We start from the raw sequence: 18824 nt of genomic DNA on the forward strand, positions 1-18824 counted from the left end.
ATAACCATGAATAGTTCCCAGCACGGTACTCCTGAAAGTTTGGAGTTTTCCACCAGCGAAAACGACACGCAGGAGTCTGCAGAGTGGCGTGATGCACTACTTTCCTTGATTGAAAATAGCGGCCCTGAGAGGGCTCGCGAAATCATCGATGAGCTGGTCAGTCTTGTCCGTGATCCCGCCATTGGCTGGAAACCTACGCTGGTTACGCCCTACATCAACACCATCCCCGTGACAAAGCAGCCTGCATTCCCAGGCGATTTGGCAATCGAGGAACGCCTGTCATCGATAATTCGCTGGAATGCTCTAGCCATGGTCGTACGTGCTAACCAGGCATATGGGGACTTGGGTGGTCATATCGCCAGCTACGCGAGTGCGGCTGATTTGTTCGAGGTTGGTTTTAACCATTTCTTCAGAGCGAGGAGCGACTCTTTTGGTGGCGACCTGGTCTTCTATCAGCCTCATTCGGCACCAGGCGTTTACGCGCGAGCCTTTCTTGAGGGGCGGCTGGGAGAAGAGAACCTTCAGCATTACCGGCAAGAGATCACCGCGTCTAGCCAAGGGGTACAGGGCTTGTCCAGCTATCCACACCCTTGGTTGATGCCGGGTTTTTGGCAATTTCCGACAGGATCGATGGGCATCGGCCCGATTAGTTCGATCTTCCAGGCCCGTTTCATGCGGTATCTTCACAACCGTGGCTTGTTAAACACATCTGAACGAAAAGTGTGGGGCGTTTTCGGTGACGGTGAGATGGATGAGCCGGAAAGTATGTCAGCTCTTACTTTGGCTGCAAGGGAGGGGCTGGATAACCTGATCTGGGTAGTCAATTGCAATCTTCAGCGGTTAGATGGGCCGGTACGAGGCAATGGGCGAATCATCGACGAGCTGGAAGCATTGTTTGTCGGGGCTGGCTGGAACGTCATAAAACTGGTTTGGGGGTCTGATTGGGACGGGCTTTTCGCCCGTGACACTGACGGAAGCCTGGTGCGGGCCCTTTCGGAAACCGTTGATGGGCAGTTCCAGACTTTTGCGGCGAAAGACGGACGTTACAGCAGGGATCATTTCTTTGGTCAAAACGAAGCATTGGCAAAGCTTGCCCAAGGTTTCACAGACGAACAAATCGATCGGTTGAAACGTGGCGGCCACGATATGGTGAAGATCTATGCCGCCTACCACGCTGCTTCTGTTCATAAGGGCCAGCCTACTGTGGTTCTTGCCCAGACCAAAAAAGGTTATGGGATGGGCGAAGCCGGCCAAGGGAAAATGACGACTCATCAGCAAAAGAAGCTTGATCGCGAAACGCTTATCGGCTTTAGAAATCGATTCAATCTTCCTTTGACTGATGAGCAGGTTGAGACTCTCTCGTTCTACAAACCTGCCGATGATAGTCGTGAAATTCGCTATCTCCTTGAGCGTCGGCAAAGCCTTGGGGGCTTTACGCCAAGCCGGCAAACGAATGTTCCGGTGGTCGCGGTACCCGGATTGGATGTGTATGCAAGCTTTGCCACTAAAGCGCAAGGCAAGGAAATGTCCACGACTATGGCTTTTGTCAGGATGCTCAGCAGCTTGCTGAAAGATCCTGTTTTGGGACGGCGTATGGTTCCCATTGTGGCAGATGAAGCCCGGACGTTCGGGATGGCGAATCTGTTCAAGCAAATCGGTATCTATTCCAGCGTCGGTCAGCATTATGAGCCAGAGGACATTGGCTCGATTCTGAGCTATCGGGAGGCGCTGGATGGTCAAATACTCGAAGAGGGTATCAGCGAAGCGAGTGCCATCAGCTCCTGGGTGGCAGCGGCAACCAGCTATGCCACCCATGGTCTGCCCATGCTGCCGTTCTACATCTATTACTCAATGTTCGGTTTTCAGCGAGTCGGCGATCTCATTTGGGCGGCAGCTGATCAGAGGGCTAGAGGCTTTCTGCTCGGAGCCACGGCAGGCCGTACAACTTTGGGCGGGGAAGGTCTGCAGCATCAAGATGGCAGTAGCCATTTGATGGCTGCTCTGGTGCCAAATTGCAGAGCTTATGACCCTGCTTTCGCTGGTGAATTTGCCGTAATTCTAGACCATGGCATGCGTCAAATGCTGGAGGAGCAGGTTGATGAGTTCTACTACGTCACCCTTATGAACGAGAACTACGCTCAGCCTAGCCTGCCGACTGATGTTGAGAAAGACATCATCAAAGGCATGTACCTCTTCTCAGAGCAAAAGTGTGGAACGGAATCGAACAAAGTTCGGCTGCTCGGATCAGGAACCATCTTGCGAGAAGTGATGGCTGCAGCAGAACTCCTGAGCGCAGATTGGCAGGTCGATTCCGAGGTATGGAGTGTCACGAGTTTTACAGAACTCGCCAGGGACGCCAGAGGAGTAGAGCGTTGGAACCGGCATCATCCTGAAGGCGATCAGAAGACTAGCCATGTGGGTGAGTGTTTGCCGAAGGGGACTCCAATCATTGCTGCGACCGATTACGTGCGCGCGCTTGCGCAACTTATTGGTTCCTATGTTGAGGATCACTATGTCGTTCTGGGTACCGATGGTTTTGGTCGCAGCGATACTCGCACAGCTTTACGCAAATTTTTTGAAGTCGACCGCCATCAGATAGTCCTGAGCGCCCTGTGGGGCTTGGTGCACGAAGGGCAACTTAGTGCTGAAGTCTGCTCTCGTGCAATTGCAAAATACGACATTGGATTTGACGAAACAGCCCCTTGGGAATGTTGATGTGAGTTTGTGAAGGGGGGCATCGAAATGGCGTTCGCCCATTATTCCCATTAACGCTGTCAGGCAAACATTGGGAAAGTAGTTTTCAATGAAATTTTGCCGTTCGCTTCACCATCAGTTCGTAAGTTAGCCCGGGAGCTTGGGGTGCCACTGAATGAAATTAATTATACGTCAGGACTTCGGATTTTTTGCGAGTTTAACCTTTGCCGCGCTTCGGGCTTAAACTGATATTATTGCTTAATCGAGAACTAGTCCCTTGTGGGGTCGTTTCAAGGCAGCGGGCTCCCAGCCCAGCGCAGTATGCGAACCGGTGGGAAGATACTACGGTTTTCTTGAAAAGAACTTATGCTAAGATCCCTTACTCTATTGAGGGGATATGGAATGTATATTCTGTATTTTTGGGGTTTTTGAAATGATCATACCGAAGGTTAAGATAGACGCTACGGATCGCCGCATATTGGCGGCGCTCCAGCGAGATGCAAGGCTGTCGAGTGCGGAGCTTGCTGAACTGGTATCACTGAGCGCATCTCCATGTTGGAGACGGGTCAAAAAACTAGAAGAAATGGGTCTGGTGCGAGGCTACCATGCCAGTATTAATACCGAAATGCTTGGGTACGCTATTACTGCCTTTGTACAGGTATCCCTGGATCAAAAGGATACTACCCATATGAAGGCTTTCGAGGAATCGATAACTTCTTTTGAGCAGGTTATAGCCTGCCACTGCATTTCAGGTGTTTATGATTACCAGTTAACGGTCTTGGCAACTGATTTGGCTGAATTCAGTGAGTTTGCCAGAAACAATATCAATGGTTTTTCAGGTGTCAAAGACGTTTGCACCTCCTTTGTCGTAAAGGAAGTCAAAGCGCCAGTGAATTTGATGGTCGGGTAGTAGGGGGGTATGTATCTAACCTGTTTGAAGTGCATGCTACTTACCAAACTATTGGAGAGTAAAGTCTGATTGATTTCTCCTCAGGAATTAAAATTTCCCGCTCGAAAGGGTATGCCGGCTCGTTTCCGTTGTGGGGGCGTCATCTGAAATCAAGGGCTTGCAAACGAAAACTGATGCAAGCCCTTGTTTGTTTCTGCTCCATTATTTCTATCTTGATCGTGGTTGCCTGATGCTTTTCAGGATGCCGGATCTGCCTTGCGGCGATCGCTGCCGGCCGGGTTGCCGGTATCGATCAGTCTTCTCTCCAGCAGTACGTTTTCCAAGGCCTGGCGGTCTGACGGGTTCATTTGATGTTCTCGCTCCTTGAGTTCCAACAGGATCGGGCTGGACCACTGGCGGTAGGTTTGTTCAGCATTACGATTGGGTGACATGGGTACCTCCTTGATCAGGCTCCTGCCAATAAAGGCGCCGCAGTTCGATACGCCAAAAACCCTAGTCGACGAAGCGGGTTCTCGCCACTGCTTTACGTCGGACTTCCATTTCCCCAGATGCCCGTAGCGGCAGTGCGCTGTACGTAGTCGCTAAAGTCGCGGGCCGGCCGACCCAGTGCCCGCTGTACGCCATCGGCCACGGGGGTGTTGCGACCGTCGAGCACAGTCGTGAACAGATACAACACCAGATCGATCAACGCCGGGGGAAATTGTTCCTGTTCCATCGCCTGTCGATAGGCATCCGGCGGTACGGCCACGAATTCGATGTTGCGACCGGTGGCACGGGCAATCTCGGTCACGGCTTGAGCAAAGGTCAACGCCCGAGGGCCGGTCAATTCATAGAGTTGGCCGGTGTGTCCGGGTTGGGTCAGTGCCGCGACGGCACACTCGGCGATGTCTTGCGCATCGACAAAGGGCTCGGCGACCTGGCCGACGGGGAGTGCGAGTTTACCTTGCACAATGGGTTCAAGAAAGTGTGCCTCGCTGAAGTTCTGGCAAAACCAACTGGCCCGTAGAATCGTCCAGTCAATCCCGCTGTCCTGTACGACACGTTCGGCCTGTTCCGCTTCAACTTCGCCACGCCCGGATAACAAGACCAGTTTGCGGACTCCGCTTTTCACCGCCAGGTCGGTGAACGCCTGGATGCTTTCAAGGGCGCCTGGAACGGCGAGATCAGGTTGAAAGGAAATGTAGACCGATTGAACGCCATCGATCACCGCGTCCCAGGTTGATCGATCTTCCCAGTCGAAGGGTGGATTGGCGTCGCGGGAACCCCGGCGAACGGGCAGGCCGGCCGCTTCGAGTCGTTGTGTGATGCGCCGTCCGGTTTTGCCGGTGGCGCCGAGGACCAGAGTGATTGGTTGAGCCGTTTTCATCGCGTTCATCTCCATTGGTTAATGTGAGCGATGCTCATGTTTAAAAGATGATAGATCCTCATGTTTTGCCGTCAAGCCGTCAAAGCAAATTCCCCGACGTGTGGCATCTGTTATTGGGCGCAGGGAGTGGCGATGCTAAGGTGAGTACATGTCACGTTATTGATCGGGAAATTCGCTCGTGCGCAAAAAGCCCTCTGAAACCCTCGAACAGCCTGCTGCGCAAGCGGTTCGACGTCATCCCACGCAGCAGCGCAGCCGCGAGCGTCAGGAGCGGATTCTGGCCATGGCCACTCAATTGATCGCGGACAAGGGCAGCGATCAACTCAAGATGAGTGAAATCGCCGAGCGCTCCGAGATCTCGATCGGTTCCCTTTATCAGTATTTTCCCGACAAGAGTTCCGTCATCCGCACGCTGGCCGAGCGCTACAACGCTGAAAGCCGCCGTTGCATTGCAGAGGCAATGGAGGCCGTCGAGGATGCCTGGGGTTTGCAGGCCGCCTATTCGCAGCTGCTCGATCAGTATTACGAGATCGTGATGGCGACACCGGTGATGCGTGACATCTGGTCCGGCATGCAAGCCGACAAGCAGTTGTTGCAGCTGGAACTGGGGGAGAGTCGGGTTGCCGGAGCGCTGCTGGCCCAGGCGATGCTTCGCGTATATCCCGACTGCGATGAACGCCAGGTCCAGGAGTCCGCGTTTTTGATCTGGCACCTAGGCGAGGCGACCATGCGCCTGGCGGTTACTTGTGCGCCAGAGGAAGGGCGCGCACTGGTCGAGGCGTTCAAACGCATGTCCCTGCGCGAGGTCATGGAGCCGGCGCGCAAGGGCGTCGACAAGTAACGTCTCCTTCGTGACGTGTGAGCGGTTGACTCCACGTGAGCGGGGACGTTCGATTGGTTTTGCGCAACAAAAAATCCCGACGCCAGGCCGGGTTGTAAGAAAGTATGGAAATGCAACAGGCAGCCAACGGTTCGGAGACGTTACTGTCACCGATCATGCTGCCCGGATCGGGCCTGTCCTCGCACCGCAAATCCGTGACGGATCATCTGAACCGAGGCAGAGGCCGGTCGACAGGTTTGAGAGACGACAGCGTGTGCCGGATCAGCGGCGTGTCCTTCTCGATGTCGTTCAGGCGATCACGAATTCTGAGGGCGGTGGGGTGTCCACCTTGATGATCGACCCAGTCGGCGATTTCCTTGCAGGCGGCGGCCAGGCGGGCCTGACGCGAGTCGAGCAAGGTGAGCAGGGTGGTGATGGACTCTTTTTCGGACATGGGAGACACCTCCGTTCAAGAAACCTGTGTGTGGCAGCAAAAAGCCCGCCTGGGGCGAGCTTTCTGCCGAAAGGGTTACTGATCCTTCAACTATTTCAGTATAGACCCGTTAAAAAATGGTGACGCTCGTCAACTTTGTCGAGCTGTCACTTGTGATTTAGCGTTCAACTGACGGCAAACACGCAGGGCGTCCTCTTCAACATCGTAGCCATCGCCGATAAAGCCTTGGGTGCGGGTATCGGCGATGCGGTACCAGACCGCAGCATCCGGTGGCAGGTGGTCAATTTCACCTTCACGGCGGCCATGGATGATGATCTTGTTGCAACGCTTCACGACGAAAATGTCTTCCATGGCGTCTCCGCAGCTGATTCGTGTTCAGTTCAACTATAGAAGCCATTGGTGATCGTGCAAAAAATGGACAAGTTAATTCGTCGGTTCAAGCGCTGACCTCTGTCCGGTGCAGCCGTGCCGGCGGATTTACGCCAGCACCGCGACCGCTTTTATTTGTGCCCAGAGTTGTTGACCAGGATGGACGTTCAGTTGATCGCGGGAATAACGCGTGATCCGCGCCAGCAGTGGCGTGCCTGCGGCGTCCAGGCGAATCAGCACATGGGCGGCGTTGTCGGCATTCATTTCACTGACGACGGTGACTGGCAGGCGATTGAGAATGCTGCTGTGCCCGGCATTGTCCAGGCTCAGGCTCACATCCCGCGCCTGGACCTTGCAGCGCAGGGCCTGGCCTGCATCCATTGGCGTATGAGGCACACGAATGTCGAGGGTGGTGTCGGGCAGTTGCAGGCTGAGCAATTGATAGCCGGCGTCATAGGCGCTGACACGACCTTCGATCACCACGCCAGCGTCATCCCCCATTGCCAGCGGCAAGTCGAGGCGTGCCAGGGTTTGGCCGATCGGGCCGCTGGCCAGTGCCCTGCCATTGCTGAGCAATACGATATGGTCGGCCAGCCGCGCAACCTCATCCTGGGAGTGGCTGACGTACAGCACCGGGATGTCGAGTTCGTCGTGCAGGCGTTGCAAGTAGGGCAGGATTTCACCTTTACGTTGGGCATCCAGCGCGGCCAGGGGCTCGTCCATCAACAGCAGTTTCGGGCTGGTGAGCAGCGCGCGGGCGATGCCGACGCGCTGTCGCTCACCGCCGGAAAGGTGTTGTGGGTGCCGGTCCAGTAAATGGCCGATGCCCAGCAACTCGGTGGCATGGGCCATGTCGACCCGACGCTGCGGCTTGGGAATGCGCTTGAGGCCGAACTCCAGATTGGCCAGCACCGATAGATGAGGAAACAGGCTGGCTTCCTGGAACACGTAGCCGAGCGCGCGTTTGTGCGGCGCGACGAAGACCCTGTTGTCGCTGTCTTGCCAGACTTCATCGTTGACCTGGATAAAGCCTTGATCGGCGTGTTCCAGGCCGGCGATGCAGCGCAGGCAAGTGGTCTTGCCCGAGCCGGAGTGGCCGTAAAGTGCCGTGACGCCACGGCCCGGCAGTTGCAGGTCGACGTCCAGGGCGAAGCCTGAATAACGTAGTTTCAGACGCATTTGAATCATCGATCAGCTCCAGCCCGCTTTGGTTTTACGGCTGGAATACAGCGCCAGCAGGACGACAAACGAGAACACCAGCATCGCTCCGGCCAGCCAATGGGCCTGGGCATATTCCATGGCTTCGACGTGATCGTAGATCTGCACCGAGACCACGCGGGTCTTCTCGGGAATGTTGCCGCCGATCATCAGCACCACGCCGAACTCACCGACGGTGTGGGCGAAGCCGAGAATGGCCGCGGTAATGAAACCGGGGCGAGCCAGGGGCAGCGTCACGCTGAAAAAGGTGTCCCAGGGATTGGCCCGTAATGTCGCGGCCACTTCGAGCGGGCGCGTACCAATCGCGGAAAAAGCGTTTTGCAGCGGCTGGACCACAAACGGCATCGAATACAACACCGAACCGATGACCAGCCCCGCGAAACTGAAAGTGAGGGTGCCAAGGCCGAGTGATTGGCTGAGCTGGCCAATGAACCCGTGAGGGCCGAGCGCCAGCAACAGATAAAAACCAATCACCGTCGGCGGCAGCACCAGGGGCAGGGCAACAATCGCCCCGACCGGGCCGCGCAACCAGGAGCGAGTGCGCGACAGCCATAACGCAATCGGAGTGCCGACGACCAGCAGGATGATGGTCGTCAGGGACGCCAGTTTCAGGGTCAGCCAGATGGCGGAAAAATCGGCACTCGATAGCGACATTTAGATTTCGTAACCGTAGGACTTGATGACAGCGGCCGCTTTCGGCCCCTTGAGGTAGTCAACCAGTGCCTTGGCGGCCGGGTTGTCCTTGCCCTTGTTGAGAATCACCGCGTCTTGTTTGATCGGGTCGTGCAGGCTGGCGGGAACGATCCAGGCCGAACCGCTGGTGATCTTGCCGTCCTTGTAGACCTGCGACAGGGCGACAAAACCCAGCTCGGCGTTGCCAGTAGAGACGAACTGGTAAGCCTGGGTGATGTTCTGGCCTTCAACGATCTTGTTCTTGACCTTGTCGGTCAGACCCTCCTTGGCCAGTACCTGGGTCGCCGCCAGGCCATAAGGCGCGGCTTTCGGGTTGGCGATGGACAGGTGCTGGTACTCGTTCTTTTTCAGCACATCGCCCTTGGCATCGACGTAGCCTTCCTTGGCCGACCACAGCGCCAGGGTACCGACCGCGTAGGTGAAGCGCGAACCCTTGACGATGTCGCCTTCGGCTTCAAGTTTTTTCGGGGTGCTGTCGTCTGCCGAGAGGAACACTTCGAACGGCGCGCCGTTTTTGATCTGGGTGTAGAACTGTCCGGTAGCGCCAAAGGATGCGACCAGTTTATGCCCGGTGACCTTTTCGAAATCAGCGGCGATGGCCTGGATGGGCGCGGTGAAGTTGGCGGCGACAGCCACCTGGACTTCGTCCGCCTGGGCTGAACCGAAGGCGAATACGGCGAGAAGGCTCGCCAGGCAGGTCGGGGCAAAACGTGAGGCACGAATGGTCATGAAACGGCTCCGTTAAAGGCAATTGCAGAAGGTTAATCGTTATGTACAAAAATATATAGCGAATTGCCTTTGAACGGAATCTGTCGCCGCGAAATTGTATACAATTTTAACGAAAGTGCTGCTCAGGGGCGACCTAGCAGTCTCGCTAATCCTTCATCAGCCAGCTTTCGAGTCAGTGCCTCGCTGGTCAAATCGACGCCGAGGGTAAATGCCTGGCCGGCCCAGAGGTTGCTGAAGTCCGCTTCACCTTTGGCCCGCAACGGCATCAGCGCGCCACCGGCAAGGGGGAAGGCCGGGGCCTTGGCGCTCATGGGCCCCAGCTCACGCATCACCCGATTGAGGATGCCCCGGGCCGGGCGACCGGTGAACACGTTGGTGACGGCGGTCTCGCTTTCCCGGGCGGTGCGCAAGGCTTGGTGATGGGACGGACTGACCTTGGCCTCTGGGGTGAACAGGTACGCCGTACCTACCTGTACCGCCGAAGCCCCGAGCATGAAGGCGGCGGCGACGCCTCGTGCGTCAGCGATGCCGCCAGCGGCAATCACCGGCACTTTCACCGCATCGACGACTTGGGGCACCAGGGCGAAAGTCCCCACCTGACTGCTCAGGTCATCACTGAGAAACATCCCGCGATGGCCTCCGGCCTCGTAGCCCATGGCAATGATTGCATCGCAACCGTGTTGCTCAAGCCACACGGCTTCTGCGACGGTGGTGGCCGAGGACAGCACTTTCGCACCGGTGGCCTTGACTCGGTCGAGCAGGGATTTTTCCGGTAGGCCAAAGTGAAAACTCACTACTTCAGGGCGAAACGCTTCGACCACTTCGCAGGCCGCATTATCGAACGGCGCCCGGTTGGACACCGGCGTCGGCGCATCGAAGTCGGCGCCGAGTTCCTGGTAGTAGGGTTGCAGCAGGTTTTTCCAGTCCTGTGCGCGTTGCTCATCCGGAGCTGGAGGCTGATGACAGAAGAAGTTGACGTTGATCGGGCGCTGGGTGTGTTGGCGGATGGTTTTGAGTTCTTCGCGCAGTTGATCCGTGCTGAGCATCGCTGCTGGCATCGAGCCCAGCCCGCCGGCATTGCAGGTGGCAATCACCATGGACGAGTTGGTGGCACCGGCCATCGGCCCCTGAATGATCGGCAGCTCGATCCCTAGCAGGTCAAGAATGCGGGTATCTGGCCATTGCTTCATGTGCTGTGTTCTCCGACGTTGAATCCGGGCAGGGACGGTAGAACAGGATTTGTAACGCAACGACTGGCGCAAGGCCAGTCGTCATTTCAGCGGCTGAGGCTATTTCAGCGTCGGTGGAAGCCGCCACCCCCACCCCCGAAGGAGCGATTCATAAACCCGGAAGAGTCGTGAAAATTGTTGAAGCGATCATTACCGAAGGAGCGCGCATCGTATTCCCGGTTGAGATTCTGGACCTGGGCAGTGTTGGCCGAATCGAGATGGGTTGCACCGCCCTGGACCATTGATTGCCAGCCGTTATCGGTCCTCTTGTAAACGTTGCCATCATGGCCGGCGTACACATTGTCGCCGACATGCGCCATGCCGCCGTTGCGATCATGGATACCACCGTACTGGGTGGTGTTGCCGGTATTGGGGTTGTAGACGGCACCGCGATTGGCGGAGACCTGGGTGCCAGTGCGAACATTGCCAGCCGTCACATGCTGGCCGGCAATGGCCCCGCCGTTGGGGCCGACGGCGACACCGCTGCGGCCAGCGGCATAGTTGCCGGTGTAGACGTTATGTACCGCGCCACGCTGGCCTGCCGCGGCGATGCCAGTGCGCGAGTTGTAGGAGGCGCCGACCTGGCCGGCCCAGCGATTGCCGGTCCAGGCGTTGTAACCGCCGCCGTAGCGGCTGACCGAAGCCCGATCGCCCCACTGGCGGTAGATGTTGCCGGTCGTGCCGGCCCAGCCACCGGGGCCCCAGGCGACGGCGCCGCCATGATAGCCGTAAGCGGCCCCGCCCCAAGGCATGGGCGCAGGGTACAGATGCGGCCCCCAGGCATAACCCCAGCCGTAATTGCCCCACCACGGATAGGCACCCCAGCCCCAACCCACGGCGACCGTACTGCCGCCCCAACTCCAGCCGAAACCGAAGCCGAAGGTCCAGCCCGTCCAGGGTGTATAGCGAATCGCCACGCCAAAGCCATAGGTCACCGGCGGGCCGTACCAGACACTGCCTACCCACGGCGTATAGGGATAACCGGTGCCATACACCACGACACCGCTGTCCGGGTCCAGCGTCGAACCTTGATACCCCGGCGTGTAACCGACGACGACCGTATCGCCACTGGCTTCGTAGACTTTCACGTAAGTGACGTAGTGCATCGGTGAACTGGGCGGAATCGAATAGATCACCGCCGGCACCGAAGAGGCGACCGTCCAGGGGCCTTGCACTGACGTGGCCACGAACCAGACACCGTTCTCCACCGCGTACCAGCTTTGTGCATCGACCATGATGATCGGCATCGGGCTGTTGACCACGTATTGCAGGGGCGTGCCTTTGATGGCCTTGAGTTGCGGCTCGCCGTCAAAAGTCGGCTTGCTCATTTTCACCTGGCTTTTCTTGATCGCCGAGGTCTGCGGAATGGTCGCTGCAATGGCCGCTTCCTTGGCTTGCGGCGTGCCGGCCACCGAGGCTTTTACGTTTTCCTTGGGGCTGTCATCGGGAATGTTGGCGAAGTCTGCCGGCAACTTGTCCGCACCCACAAAGGTCCAGGGGCCTTTCATGTCACCGGCGCGGAACCAGCGCCCCGAGATCAGCACGTAGCTGTCCTGGTCACCGATCTCCTTGAAAATATGCCCGGTGGTGTTGGTCACATACAGGAGCTTCGTGTTCTGGATCGGCTGCCATTGCGGCGGGCCGTCAGTGACGATCAGTTCGGTCGGCACCGTGGCGATATGGATTTGCGGAATCGGCGGCTTGGCCAACGTCGGTATCTTGTCCTTCGGATCGCTCTGGCCCGTCAGCAGGTCAACCTGGCGGCCCTGGATCGCAGCTTTCTTGGCTTTCTCCAGTTGGGCTGAAGGCGGGTGCAGTGGCGCATACTGCCCGCCCAGGTTGTCCGCCACCATCCAGCCATCGAACACGTGCAGGTAATGTTTGCCCTGCGCATCCTTGAGCAGCAGCGGCCGGGTGTTGATCACCCGCTGCAGTGAGGTGCCATCAACGGGGCGATAGGCCGGTTCACCATCGATGTACACCAGCAGCGCGGGTACCTCGGACGAAATAATGGTCGGCGGGGTATTTTCCAGCGGTTCGCTGCCGGACTGTTGCTCGGCGGCGATGACGCCGAGCGCGGCTTCGAGTTGGTCGAGGGAAATGCTTTTCGTGCGGTTCTCGGCGTCTTGCTTCAACGCCGCGACCCAGCTGTCAGCCTTGGTTGCGCTCTCGGGAAAATCGGCCTTGGTGATGGTGTACTGGTCGAGCGCCACCCAGCGGGTGGCCTTGTCGACCAGCGTGTGGGCGCTGAACTGCACGATGCCGTAGGTGGATTTGCCATCGGTGCCCGTGGCCTCCACGGCAGCCCGCGCGTTCAGGGTGTAGCCGTCCCAACTGTCCAGTTGCGGTTGGTAGATGGTCAATTTGGTGTCACCGGCAGCCAGCACCTGTGGCCAACTGGGGGAGGCGGTCGCCTGATTCGCGGGAGGTTGGGCGGGTTGCTCCGGTGCTGCCTGAGCGCCGCTGAGCGGAACCAGGCAGAGCATCAGCAAAACGCTGAATAAACGCAGTTGAGGCATTGTCAGCTCCATCGACAAGACAGTTTGTTGCGGCATTTCAAGGTTGCGAAAAGCATAGCCGCCGTCAATGAAAACGCCCGACGGTTTGCCTGATTGGCTTAAAGTCGGGTGCGGCAATCCGTTGCCATGTGCTATTTCAATTGCACTACCACCAGACCGATTCCATTGAGAGGCCGTAATGTTCAAAGGCATTTTGATCGACAAAGACGACAGCGGTTACCGGGCCACACTGCAAGAGATCCAGGACGATCAGTTACCCGAGGGCGATGTCACGGTGCGTGTTGCCTACAGCACGCTGAATTTCAAGGATGGTCTGGCGATCACCGGCAGCAGTCCGGTGGTGCGCAAATTCCCGATGGTGCCAGGCATTGATCTGGCCGGTGTCGTCGAAGTCAGCGGCCATCCGGACTACAAGGTCGGTGACCAGGTCTTGCTCAATGGCTGGGGTGTGGGTGAAGGGCATTGGGGGGGATTGGCGCAGAAGGCGCGCCTGAACGGTGACTGGCTGATTCCGCTGCCCAAGGCGTTTAGCGCAGCCCAGGCAATGGCCATCGGTACGGCAGGCTACACGGCGATGCTGTGCATCCTGGCGCTGGAGCACAACGGCGTGACGCCCGGGCAGGGCGACATTCTGGTGACCGGCGCCAATGGTGGCGTCGGCAGTTTCGCCATCGCCTTGCTGAGCAGGCTCGGCTACCGGGTGGTCGCGTCCACCGGACGCACCTCGGAGCACGACTACCTGAAACAACTGGGCGCCGGCGAAATCATCGATCGCGCCACCTTGTCCGAACCGGGCAAGCCGTTGGCCAAGGAGCGCTGGGCGGCCGTCATCGACTCGGTCGGTAGCCACACCCTGGCCAACGCATGCGCCAGCACCAAGGCCAATGGCACCGTCGCGGCCTGCGGCTTGGCCCAGGGCATGGACTTTCCAGCATCCGTTGCACCGTTCATCTTGCGCGGCGTGACCCTGGCCGGCATCAACAGCGTGACTCAGCCCAAAGCCAAACGCGTGGAGGCCTGGAATCGCCTGGCCCGGGATCTGGACTTCAACCTGTTGCCGCTGATCAGTCACGAAATCGGCTTGAGCGAAGCCATCGAAGCCGCGCCGCGCTTGCTGGCCGGGCAGTTGCGCGGGCGCGTGGTGGTGGATGTGAATCGCTGATCACTGCGACTCGCGTTCCAGCAACTGCCGTTTGCGCTCGACACCCCAGCGATAGCCCGACAGATTGCCATCGCTGCGCACCACGCGATGGCAAGGGATCGCCACCGCCAGGCTGTTCGCACCGCAGGCCTGGGCCACGGCGCGAACGGCTTTTGGTTGGCCGATACGCTGGGCGACATCGGCGTAGCTGGCAGTACTGCCAACGGGAATCTCCCGCAGCGCTTGCCAGACACGCTCCTGAAACGCCGTTCCGCGTACGTCCAGAGGCAAATCAAGGCCAATGGCCGGCGCCTCGATAAAGCCGACGACCCTGGCAATCAATTGCTCGAATTCATGATCGGCACCTATCAGGTTGGCGCGGCGGAATTTGTCTTGCAGATCACAGACCAGTTGATGCGGATCATCGCCCAGCAAGATCGCGCAGACCCCGCGCTCACTCTGCGCCACCAGAATCGCGCCCAGCGAACACTGGCCGACGGCAAAACGAATGTCGTTGTTTTGACCGGCGGCGCGGTAGTCCCCGGGTTTCATTCCCAGCAGTTGGTCTGCCGCTTCATAAAACCGGCTGTTGGAGTTGAAGCCGGCGTCATACAGGGCATCGGTCACCGAGCCGCCGTCCGCCAGTCGCTCGCGTACCTTGCGTGAACGATGAGCATCGGCGTAGCCCTTGGGCGTCAGGCCGGTGACGGCTTTGAACACGCGATGGAAGTGGAAGCTGCTCAGGCCCGCTTTCTCGGCCAATTCGCCCAAGGCGGGTAGCGTTTCGGCGGTTTCGATCTGGCGGCACGCGGCGGCCACGGTGGCGGCATGTTGCGCGGCGAGTTCGCTCTGATCCTTTGTCGCGCGTTTGCTCGGACGATAACCCGCGGCCCGGGCCTGTTCGGCGCTATCGAAGAATTCGACATTGTGGGGTTTGGGCAAGCGCGCGAGGCTGCTGGGATTACAGTAAATGCCAGTGGTCTTCACGGCATAGACAAACTGCCCGTCAGCCTTGGGATCGCGCGCGACCACGGCGGCCCAGCGCGGATCGTTTTCGATGGTGATCTTGGTCGATTGGGTTGTCATGGCGTCGCGTCCGTTGAGGGGTTGCCTGCACATTAACCATGGGGCAATTCCCACACACTCCGGTGCTTGCGGTCAAACTCGAAGTCTTTATCCGGCGGTACGGAAGGTGAAGTTGATGCGTTGCTCGCCCAGCTTCGGATGATGGCCGTCCTTGATCGGCAACACGCCGTGATAACGCAGGCGATCCACGCCACCCCAGACCACGATGTCACCATGGAACAGGGGAACGCGCTGATTTTTGTCGCTACGTGCAAAGCCGCCGAACAGGAACATCGCCGGCAACCCCAGGGATACCGAAACGATGGGGGCGTCGTAGGAATGTTCGTCCTTATCCTGATGCAATGACATTTTTGCCCCGGGGATGTAGCGGTTGATCAGGCAGGAATCGGGTGCAAAATCGGCGAAACCCGCTGCCTGCGCCGCTGCTTGTGCCAGTTGGAAAAACACCTCGGGCATCATTGGCCAGGGCTGACCGGTCTGTGGATCGTCGCGGGTGTACCGATAACCACTGCGGTCCGTGGTCCAGCCGAATTCGCCACAACTGCTCAGGGCGACCGACATGGTGAAACCGCCGGGTGTGACCATCTGCCGAAACGGCGCGGCCACCAGCACCGCCTCCAGGGCAGGCAGCAAGCGTTCCAGCCAGGGCAGGGCGAAGCCTCTGAGTACGTAGGACTGTTCGCCAATCTGCTCGCGCCTGGGCTGTTGCTCGGGCTCTGCATTTGCAAACAGATCGAAAGTCAGCGGATTCATGGGTTCATGACGCATCGTGAAAGATGATTCCAAGGGTATGCCGTTTGCCGCTGTGCAGGCGACTCACGCCGTGACGCAGGGTCACTCGGTAGTAACCGCGAGTCCCTTTGACCGGCCGCTGGTTGACGGCAAAGATCAGGCCGTCACCTTTCTTCAGGCCGATGACCATCGGGCGTGACTGCATTCGAGGGCGCTGTTCAGTCAGGACAAATTCGCCGCCGGTGAAGTCTTGATCCGGGTCTGACAGCAGGATCGCCACTTGCAGCGGGAAAACGTGCTCACCGTATAGATCCTGATGCAAACAGTTGTAGTCCTGCGGACCATATTGCAGCAACAAGGGGGTCGGACGGTTCTGACCAGCGGCATGACAGCGTTCGAGGAAGGCTGGAAGGGTTTCAGGAAAGCGGGTCGGCAAGCCCATCTGTTCATGCCAGCGATTGGCGATGGGCACCAGTCGTGGGTAGAGCGCGCCGCGCAAGCGGGCCACAAGTTCCGGCAACGGGTAGCTGAAATACTTGTACTCGCCTCGGCCGAACCCGTGGCGAGCCATCACCACGTGGGAGCGAAACAGCTCGGTTCGAGGGTACAAGGCGCTGACTCGCCCGCAAGCCTTGTGGCTCAACAGTGAAGGGATGACGGCGTAACCGTCCTGATCAAGTTGCTGCTCCAGCCGGGGCCAGTCCAGCCTGTCCAGATATTGCTCGCTCATTGCCGGGCCTCTTGTTGTTGAGGTGGCCAGTCTGCAAGGCAAGGATGAAGCTGGCACTCCGGTGCTTGCGGTCGAACTGCGAGTGGGAGCCGACGTCCATTGTCGCTCCGGATCGTGTTACAGCGCTTTGCTGACGCTGATTTCGCTGATGACGTCGTCCTGTCCATGAATGGCATCCAGAGCCGCCTTGGCTTCTTCCGGGGTGCCGTTTTCAAGCTGGGCAAACTCGAAGCGGCGCTCACCGTTGAGTTTGTATTTGATGACGTACTTGGTCGTTTGGGCCACGGTTGTATCTGCCTGTCTTGTGTTTCGGGTTCGCTGATCAGCTCAGTTTCGTGCTGGAACGGCGAATGATTTTGATCGAGTGCGTCAGGGTGGGTTTGCGCGTCACGCTGATAGCGCGGCGGTTGACGGTGTCGATCGTGATGTTCCAGAAGCCGGTGCTAGGGGCCGTGATGCGGGCCGGAAACGTGTCGAATGCACCGCCGTGATAGGTGTGACGACCGCCATTCTTGAAGCTGCGGAAGTTGGCGTCGTTCATCAAGCGGATGTTGCACATTTGGGAGCATTGAATGACGACAATGTCGTCTTCATTGAGGTGCTCGCGCTGATGGATAAATTTCATGAGGCGCCTCCAGAAGGGCTTTTTCTACAAAATCAAAACGATAGCATGGGCGATTGGCGCAGTTTATCAGCCCGAACGCCTTATTATCCGGCCGCTTTGACAATTAAAAACGCTTATTTCACGTTTGATGAGCGATAAAGCAGTTTGTCTCGGAGAAAAATCGCAATTGCGCTGTCCGAGGGTCTTTATCGGAGGTTTGGTATGAAGTGGGGTTTGTGGTGGTTGCCGATGGCATTGACGATCAGTGGTTGTGCGAACGTCTCGGACATCGACAAGTCCTTGCCGACGATGAACGTGATTTCTGGCAAGAAGCCCCATGAATACGCACAATGCCTGAGCGAAAAACTGGCTGAGAGCCGTGGCGCCTTGCAGATCCAGCCGCACAAGGATGGCTTACGCGTGATCGTGCCTCTCAAGTTTTCCGCGGGGCCGTCTGCGGTGTTTGACATTGAGGAACGCTCTGGCGGCAGCAGCATCAAGCTGCACGAGAGCATGTCCAATGTCCCGGTGCGGCCAAAGGACGTACAGAATGCTGCCAACGAGTGCATTTCCGGCTGATAGACTATCGACCATCAGCACCGATGCCGCCAAAGCCCTGCTTTGGCGGCATCGTTATTTCTGGAGTCGAACATGAAGCGAGAGCAGGTCCGGGAGCGCCATGCAGAGGGTTTAATCTCTGCCACCCATGTGATTCAGAATCCGGCGGAGCTGGGGGAATGGATCGTGTTTTTCAAGAAAAGTGCCGGGCGCAGCTATTTCCTGGTGGATGATAACGATGAGGTCGAGTCTTTCAGCCGCCTTGATGATCTGATCGATACCGTGCGCGGGCTCGGAATCAAATTCGCCGAAATCCATATGTAGGGCGCGGCGCCTTACTTGCAGATCACTACGACGTTGCGGCTCTTGTAGTTGCCGACGTCGGCGCCGAGAGTCTTTTCGCTCTCCTTGAGCGAGGGGGTGCCATCGGTTCCGACGATCTTGTAGCCGCTGCCTGCACAGGACGCATCGGCCTTTTCGTAGCACGCAGCCCAGGAATTGGCTTCCCCGGAGCAGTCAATCGATAGACCTTGCTCTCCGTTACCCAGGTAGGTTTCTTCCGACGTTGCGCAGCCGCTCAGGGCCAATACCGCTAGCAAAGGCAAAATTTTGTTCATGGCTTGATCATCATCAGGGGGGGCTAAGGCTGAGACAGCGTCGCAGGCAAAAGGTTATAGCCAAACGCCACGTTATTGCATGCATTCATAAAAAAGCCCTGCGCAATGGCAGGGCTTTTCGCATCGGGCGTCGATCAGCTCTTGTCCTTGCCGCGGCGCTTGGGTTCCGGGTGCTCAAGCTCCAGCACCGAGGCCACTTCGATTGCCAAGGCTTCGGAAGGGAAAGGTCCGGCGATATTTTCACCGGCGACACTGGCCACCCACCATTGACCGTCTTTCTCCTGATTGATCAGGAATCCGTTGACGCTTTTTACTGCCGACATCTATTTGCCTCGTTGTCTGGTTCAATCGCGCC

The 18824-nt window shown here is 57.9% G+C and carries 23 protein-coding genes; 7 read left to right on the plus strand and 16 right to left on the minus strand.

The genetic code is table 11. The features are described 5' to 3' along the window. Nucleotides 1–6: 6 nt before the first annotated feature. The 3 genes from mdeB to AC3IT6_RS13320 all read left to right on the plus strand — a co-directional run bounded on the left by mdeB (nucleotide 7) and on the right by AC3IT6_RS13320 (nucleotide 3604). Nucleotides 7–2715, plus strand: a complete 2709-nt coding sequence (gene mdeB, locus AC3IT6_RS13310; RefSeq protein ID WP_489356114.1) for an alpha-ketoglutarate dehydrogenase — start codon at nucleotides 7–9, stop codon at nucleotides 2713–2715. A 96-nt stretch (nucleotides 2716–2811) separates the two neighbouring features. Beyond that, nucleotides 2812–2943: an E3 binding domain-containing protein gene (locus AC3IT6_RS13315; RefSeq protein ID WP_489356116.1), complete on the plus strand. Its 132-nt coding sequence runs from the start codon at nucleotides 2812–2814 to the stop codon at nucleotides 2941–2943. 148 nt (nucleotides 2944–3091) lie between these two features. Beyond that, on the plus strand, nucleotides 3092–3604 hold the full coding sequence (locus tag AC3IT6_RS13320) for an Lrp/AsnC family transcriptional regulator (RefSeq protein WP_489356118.1): 513 nt from the start codon (nucleotides 3092–3094) through the stop codon (nucleotides 3602–3604). Between the two features lie 236 nt (nucleotides 3605–3840). Here AC3IT6_RS13320 and AC3IT6_RS13325 read toward each other — a convergent pair whose 3' ends face one another. Then, on the minus strand, nucleotides 3841–4035 hold the full coding sequence (locus tag AC3IT6_RS13325) for a hypothetical protein (protein ID WP_489356120.1): 195 nt from the start codon (nucleotides 4033–4035) through the stop codon (nucleotides 3841–3843). 92 nt (nucleotides 4036–4127) lie between these two features. Further along, nucleotides 4128–4970 (minus strand): NAD(P)H-binding protein, encoded by an 843-nt coding sequence (locus AC3IT6_RS13330; RefSeq protein ID WP_489356122.1) that lies wholly within the window; start codon nucleotides 4968–4970, stop codon nucleotides 4128–4130. 178 nt (nucleotides 4971–5148) lie between these two features. Between AC3IT6_RS13330 and AC3IT6_RS13335 the strand changes: the two genes are divergently transcribed. Next, entirely contained in the window at nucleotides 5149–5811 is a 663-nt protein-coding gene (locus AC3IT6_RS13335; RefSeq protein WP_489356124.1) for a TetR/AcrR family transcriptional regulator, read from the plus strand. A 202-nt stretch (nucleotides 5812–6013) separates the two neighbouring features. Here AC3IT6_RS13335 and AC3IT6_RS13340 read toward each other — a convergent pair whose 3' ends face one another. The 7 genes from AC3IT6_RS13340 to AC3IT6_RS13370 all read right to left on the minus strand — a co-directional run bounded on the left by AC3IT6_RS13340 (nucleotide 6014) and on the right by AC3IT6_RS13370 (nucleotide 13001). Continuing rightward, nucleotides 6014–6244: a hypothetical protein gene (locus tag AC3IT6_RS13340; protein WP_057714650.1), complete on the minus strand. Its 231-nt coding sequence runs from the start codon at nucleotides 6242–6244 to the stop codon at nucleotides 6014–6016. A 129-nt stretch (nucleotides 6245–6373) separates the two neighbouring features. Next, nucleotides 6374–6595, minus strand: coding sequence for a hypothetical protein (locus AC3IT6_RS13345; protein WP_223443953.1), 222 nt, complete (start codon nucleotides 6593–6595; stop codon nucleotides 6374–6376). A 126-nt stretch (nucleotides 6596–6721) separates the two neighbouring features. Continuing rightward, nucleotides 6722–7801: a molybdenum ABC transporter ATP-binding protein gene (modC, locus tag AC3IT6_RS13350; RefSeq protein WP_489356126.1), complete on the minus strand. Its 1080-nt coding sequence runs from the start codon at nucleotides 7799–7801 to the stop codon at nucleotides 6722–6724. A gap of 3 nt (nucleotides 7802–7804) precedes the next feature. Beyond that, nucleotides 7805–8485, minus strand: a complete 681-nt coding sequence (gene modB, locus AC3IT6_RS13355; protein WP_489356128.1) for a molybdate ABC transporter permease subunit — start codon at nucleotides 8483–8485, stop codon at nucleotides 7805–7807. After that, nucleotides 8486–9253, minus strand: a complete 768-nt coding sequence (gene modA / locus AC3IT6_RS13360) for a molybdate ABC transporter substrate-binding protein (protein ID WP_489356130.1) — start codon at nucleotides 9251–9253, stop codon at nucleotides 8486–8488. 122 nt (nucleotides 9254–9375) lie between these two features. After that, nucleotides 9376–10443: an NAD(P)H-dependent flavin oxidoreductase gene (locus AC3IT6_RS13365; RefSeq protein ID WP_489356132.1), complete on the minus strand. Its 1068-nt coding sequence runs from the start codon at nucleotides 10441–10443 to the stop codon at nucleotides 9376–9378. Nucleotides 10444–10547: 104 nt separating this feature from the next. Beyond that, complete coding sequence (locus AC3IT6_RS13370) at nucleotides 10548–13001, minus strand: autotransporter (protein WP_489356134.1); 2454 nt, start codon at nucleotides 12999–13001, stop codon at nucleotides 10548–10550. 178 nt (nucleotides 13002–13179) lie between these two features. On the opposite strand from AC3IT6_RS13370, the gene acuI reads away from it, so the two are divergent. Beyond that, nucleotides 13180–14163 carry an acrylyl-CoA reductase (NADPH) gene (gene acuI / locus AC3IT6_RS13375; RefSeq protein WP_489356136.1) on the plus strand — a complete coding sequence of 328 codons (984 nt, stop codon included), beginning with the start codon at nucleotides 13180–13182 and terminating at the stop codon, nucleotides 14161–14163. Here the strand turns inward: acuI and ada are convergent, their stop codons facing one another. From ada to AC3IT6_RS13400, 5 genes are all read right to left on the minus strand, one after another. After that, complete coding sequence (gene ada, locus AC3IT6_RS13380) at nucleotides 14164–15228, minus strand: bifunctional DNA-binding transcriptional regulator/O6-methylguanine-DNA methyltransferase Ada (protein WP_150723682.1); 1065 nt, start codon at nucleotides 15226–15228, stop codon at nucleotides 14164–14166. An 87-nt stretch (nucleotides 15229–15315) separates the two neighbouring features. Further along, entirely contained in the window at nucleotides 15316–15996 is a 681-nt protein-coding gene (gene alkB, locus AC3IT6_RS13385; RefSeq protein WP_489356139.1) for a DNA oxidative demethylase AlkB, read from the minus strand. After that, nucleotides 15986–16690, minus strand: coding sequence for a 2OG-Fe(II) oxygenase (locus AC3IT6_RS13390; protein ID WP_489356141.1), 705 nt, complete (start codon nucleotides 16688–16690; stop codon nucleotides 15986–15988). The genes alkB and AC3IT6_RS13390 overlap by 11 nt, the downstream gene beginning before the upstream one ends. Before the next feature lie 117 nt (nucleotides 16691–16807). Next, complete coding sequence (locus tag AC3IT6_RS13395; protein ID WP_191624874.1) at nucleotides 16808–16975, minus strand: hypothetical protein; 168 nt, start codon at nucleotides 16973–16975, stop codon at nucleotides 16808–16810. A gap of 37 nt (nucleotides 16976–17012) precedes the next feature. Then, nucleotides 17013–17315: a DUF1883 domain-containing protein gene (locus tag AC3IT6_RS13400; protein WP_007912251.1), complete on the minus strand. Its 303-nt coding sequence runs from the start codon at nucleotides 17313–17315 to the stop codon at nucleotides 17013–17015. A gap of 201 nt (nucleotides 17316–17516) precedes the next feature. On the opposite strand from AC3IT6_RS13400, the gene AC3IT6_RS13405 reads away from it, so the two are divergent. Further along, nucleotides 17517–17873, plus strand: a complete 357-nt coding sequence (locus AC3IT6_RS13405; RefSeq protein ID WP_489356143.1) for a hypothetical protein — start codon at nucleotides 17517–17519, stop codon at nucleotides 17871–17873. 72 nt (nucleotides 17874–17945) lie between these two features. Then, nucleotides 17946–18176 carry a hypothetical protein gene (locus tag AC3IT6_RS13410; RefSeq protein WP_008053025.1) on the plus strand — a complete coding sequence of 77 codons (231 nt, stop codon included), beginning with the start codon at nucleotides 17946–17948 and terminating at the stop codon, nucleotides 18174–18176. Nucleotides 18177–18187: 11 nt separating this feature from the next. Here the strand turns inward: AC3IT6_RS13410 and AC3IT6_RS13415 are convergent, their stop codons facing one another. Both AC3IT6_RS13415 and AC3IT6_RS13420 read right to left on the minus strand, forming a co-directional pair. Beyond that, entirely contained in the window at nucleotides 18188–18469 is a 282-nt protein-coding gene (locus AC3IT6_RS13415) for a hypothetical protein (protein WP_489356145.1), read from the minus strand. Nucleotides 18470–18603: 134 nt separating this feature from the next. After that, nucleotides 18604–18792, minus strand: coding sequence for a hypothetical protein (locus AC3IT6_RS13420; RefSeq protein WP_007985505.1), 189 nt, complete (start codon nucleotides 18790–18792; stop codon nucleotides 18604–18606). Between the last annotated feature and the right edge of the window lie 32 nt (nucleotides 18793–18824).

Source organism: Pseudomonas sp. KH_017 (assembly GCF_057840285.1).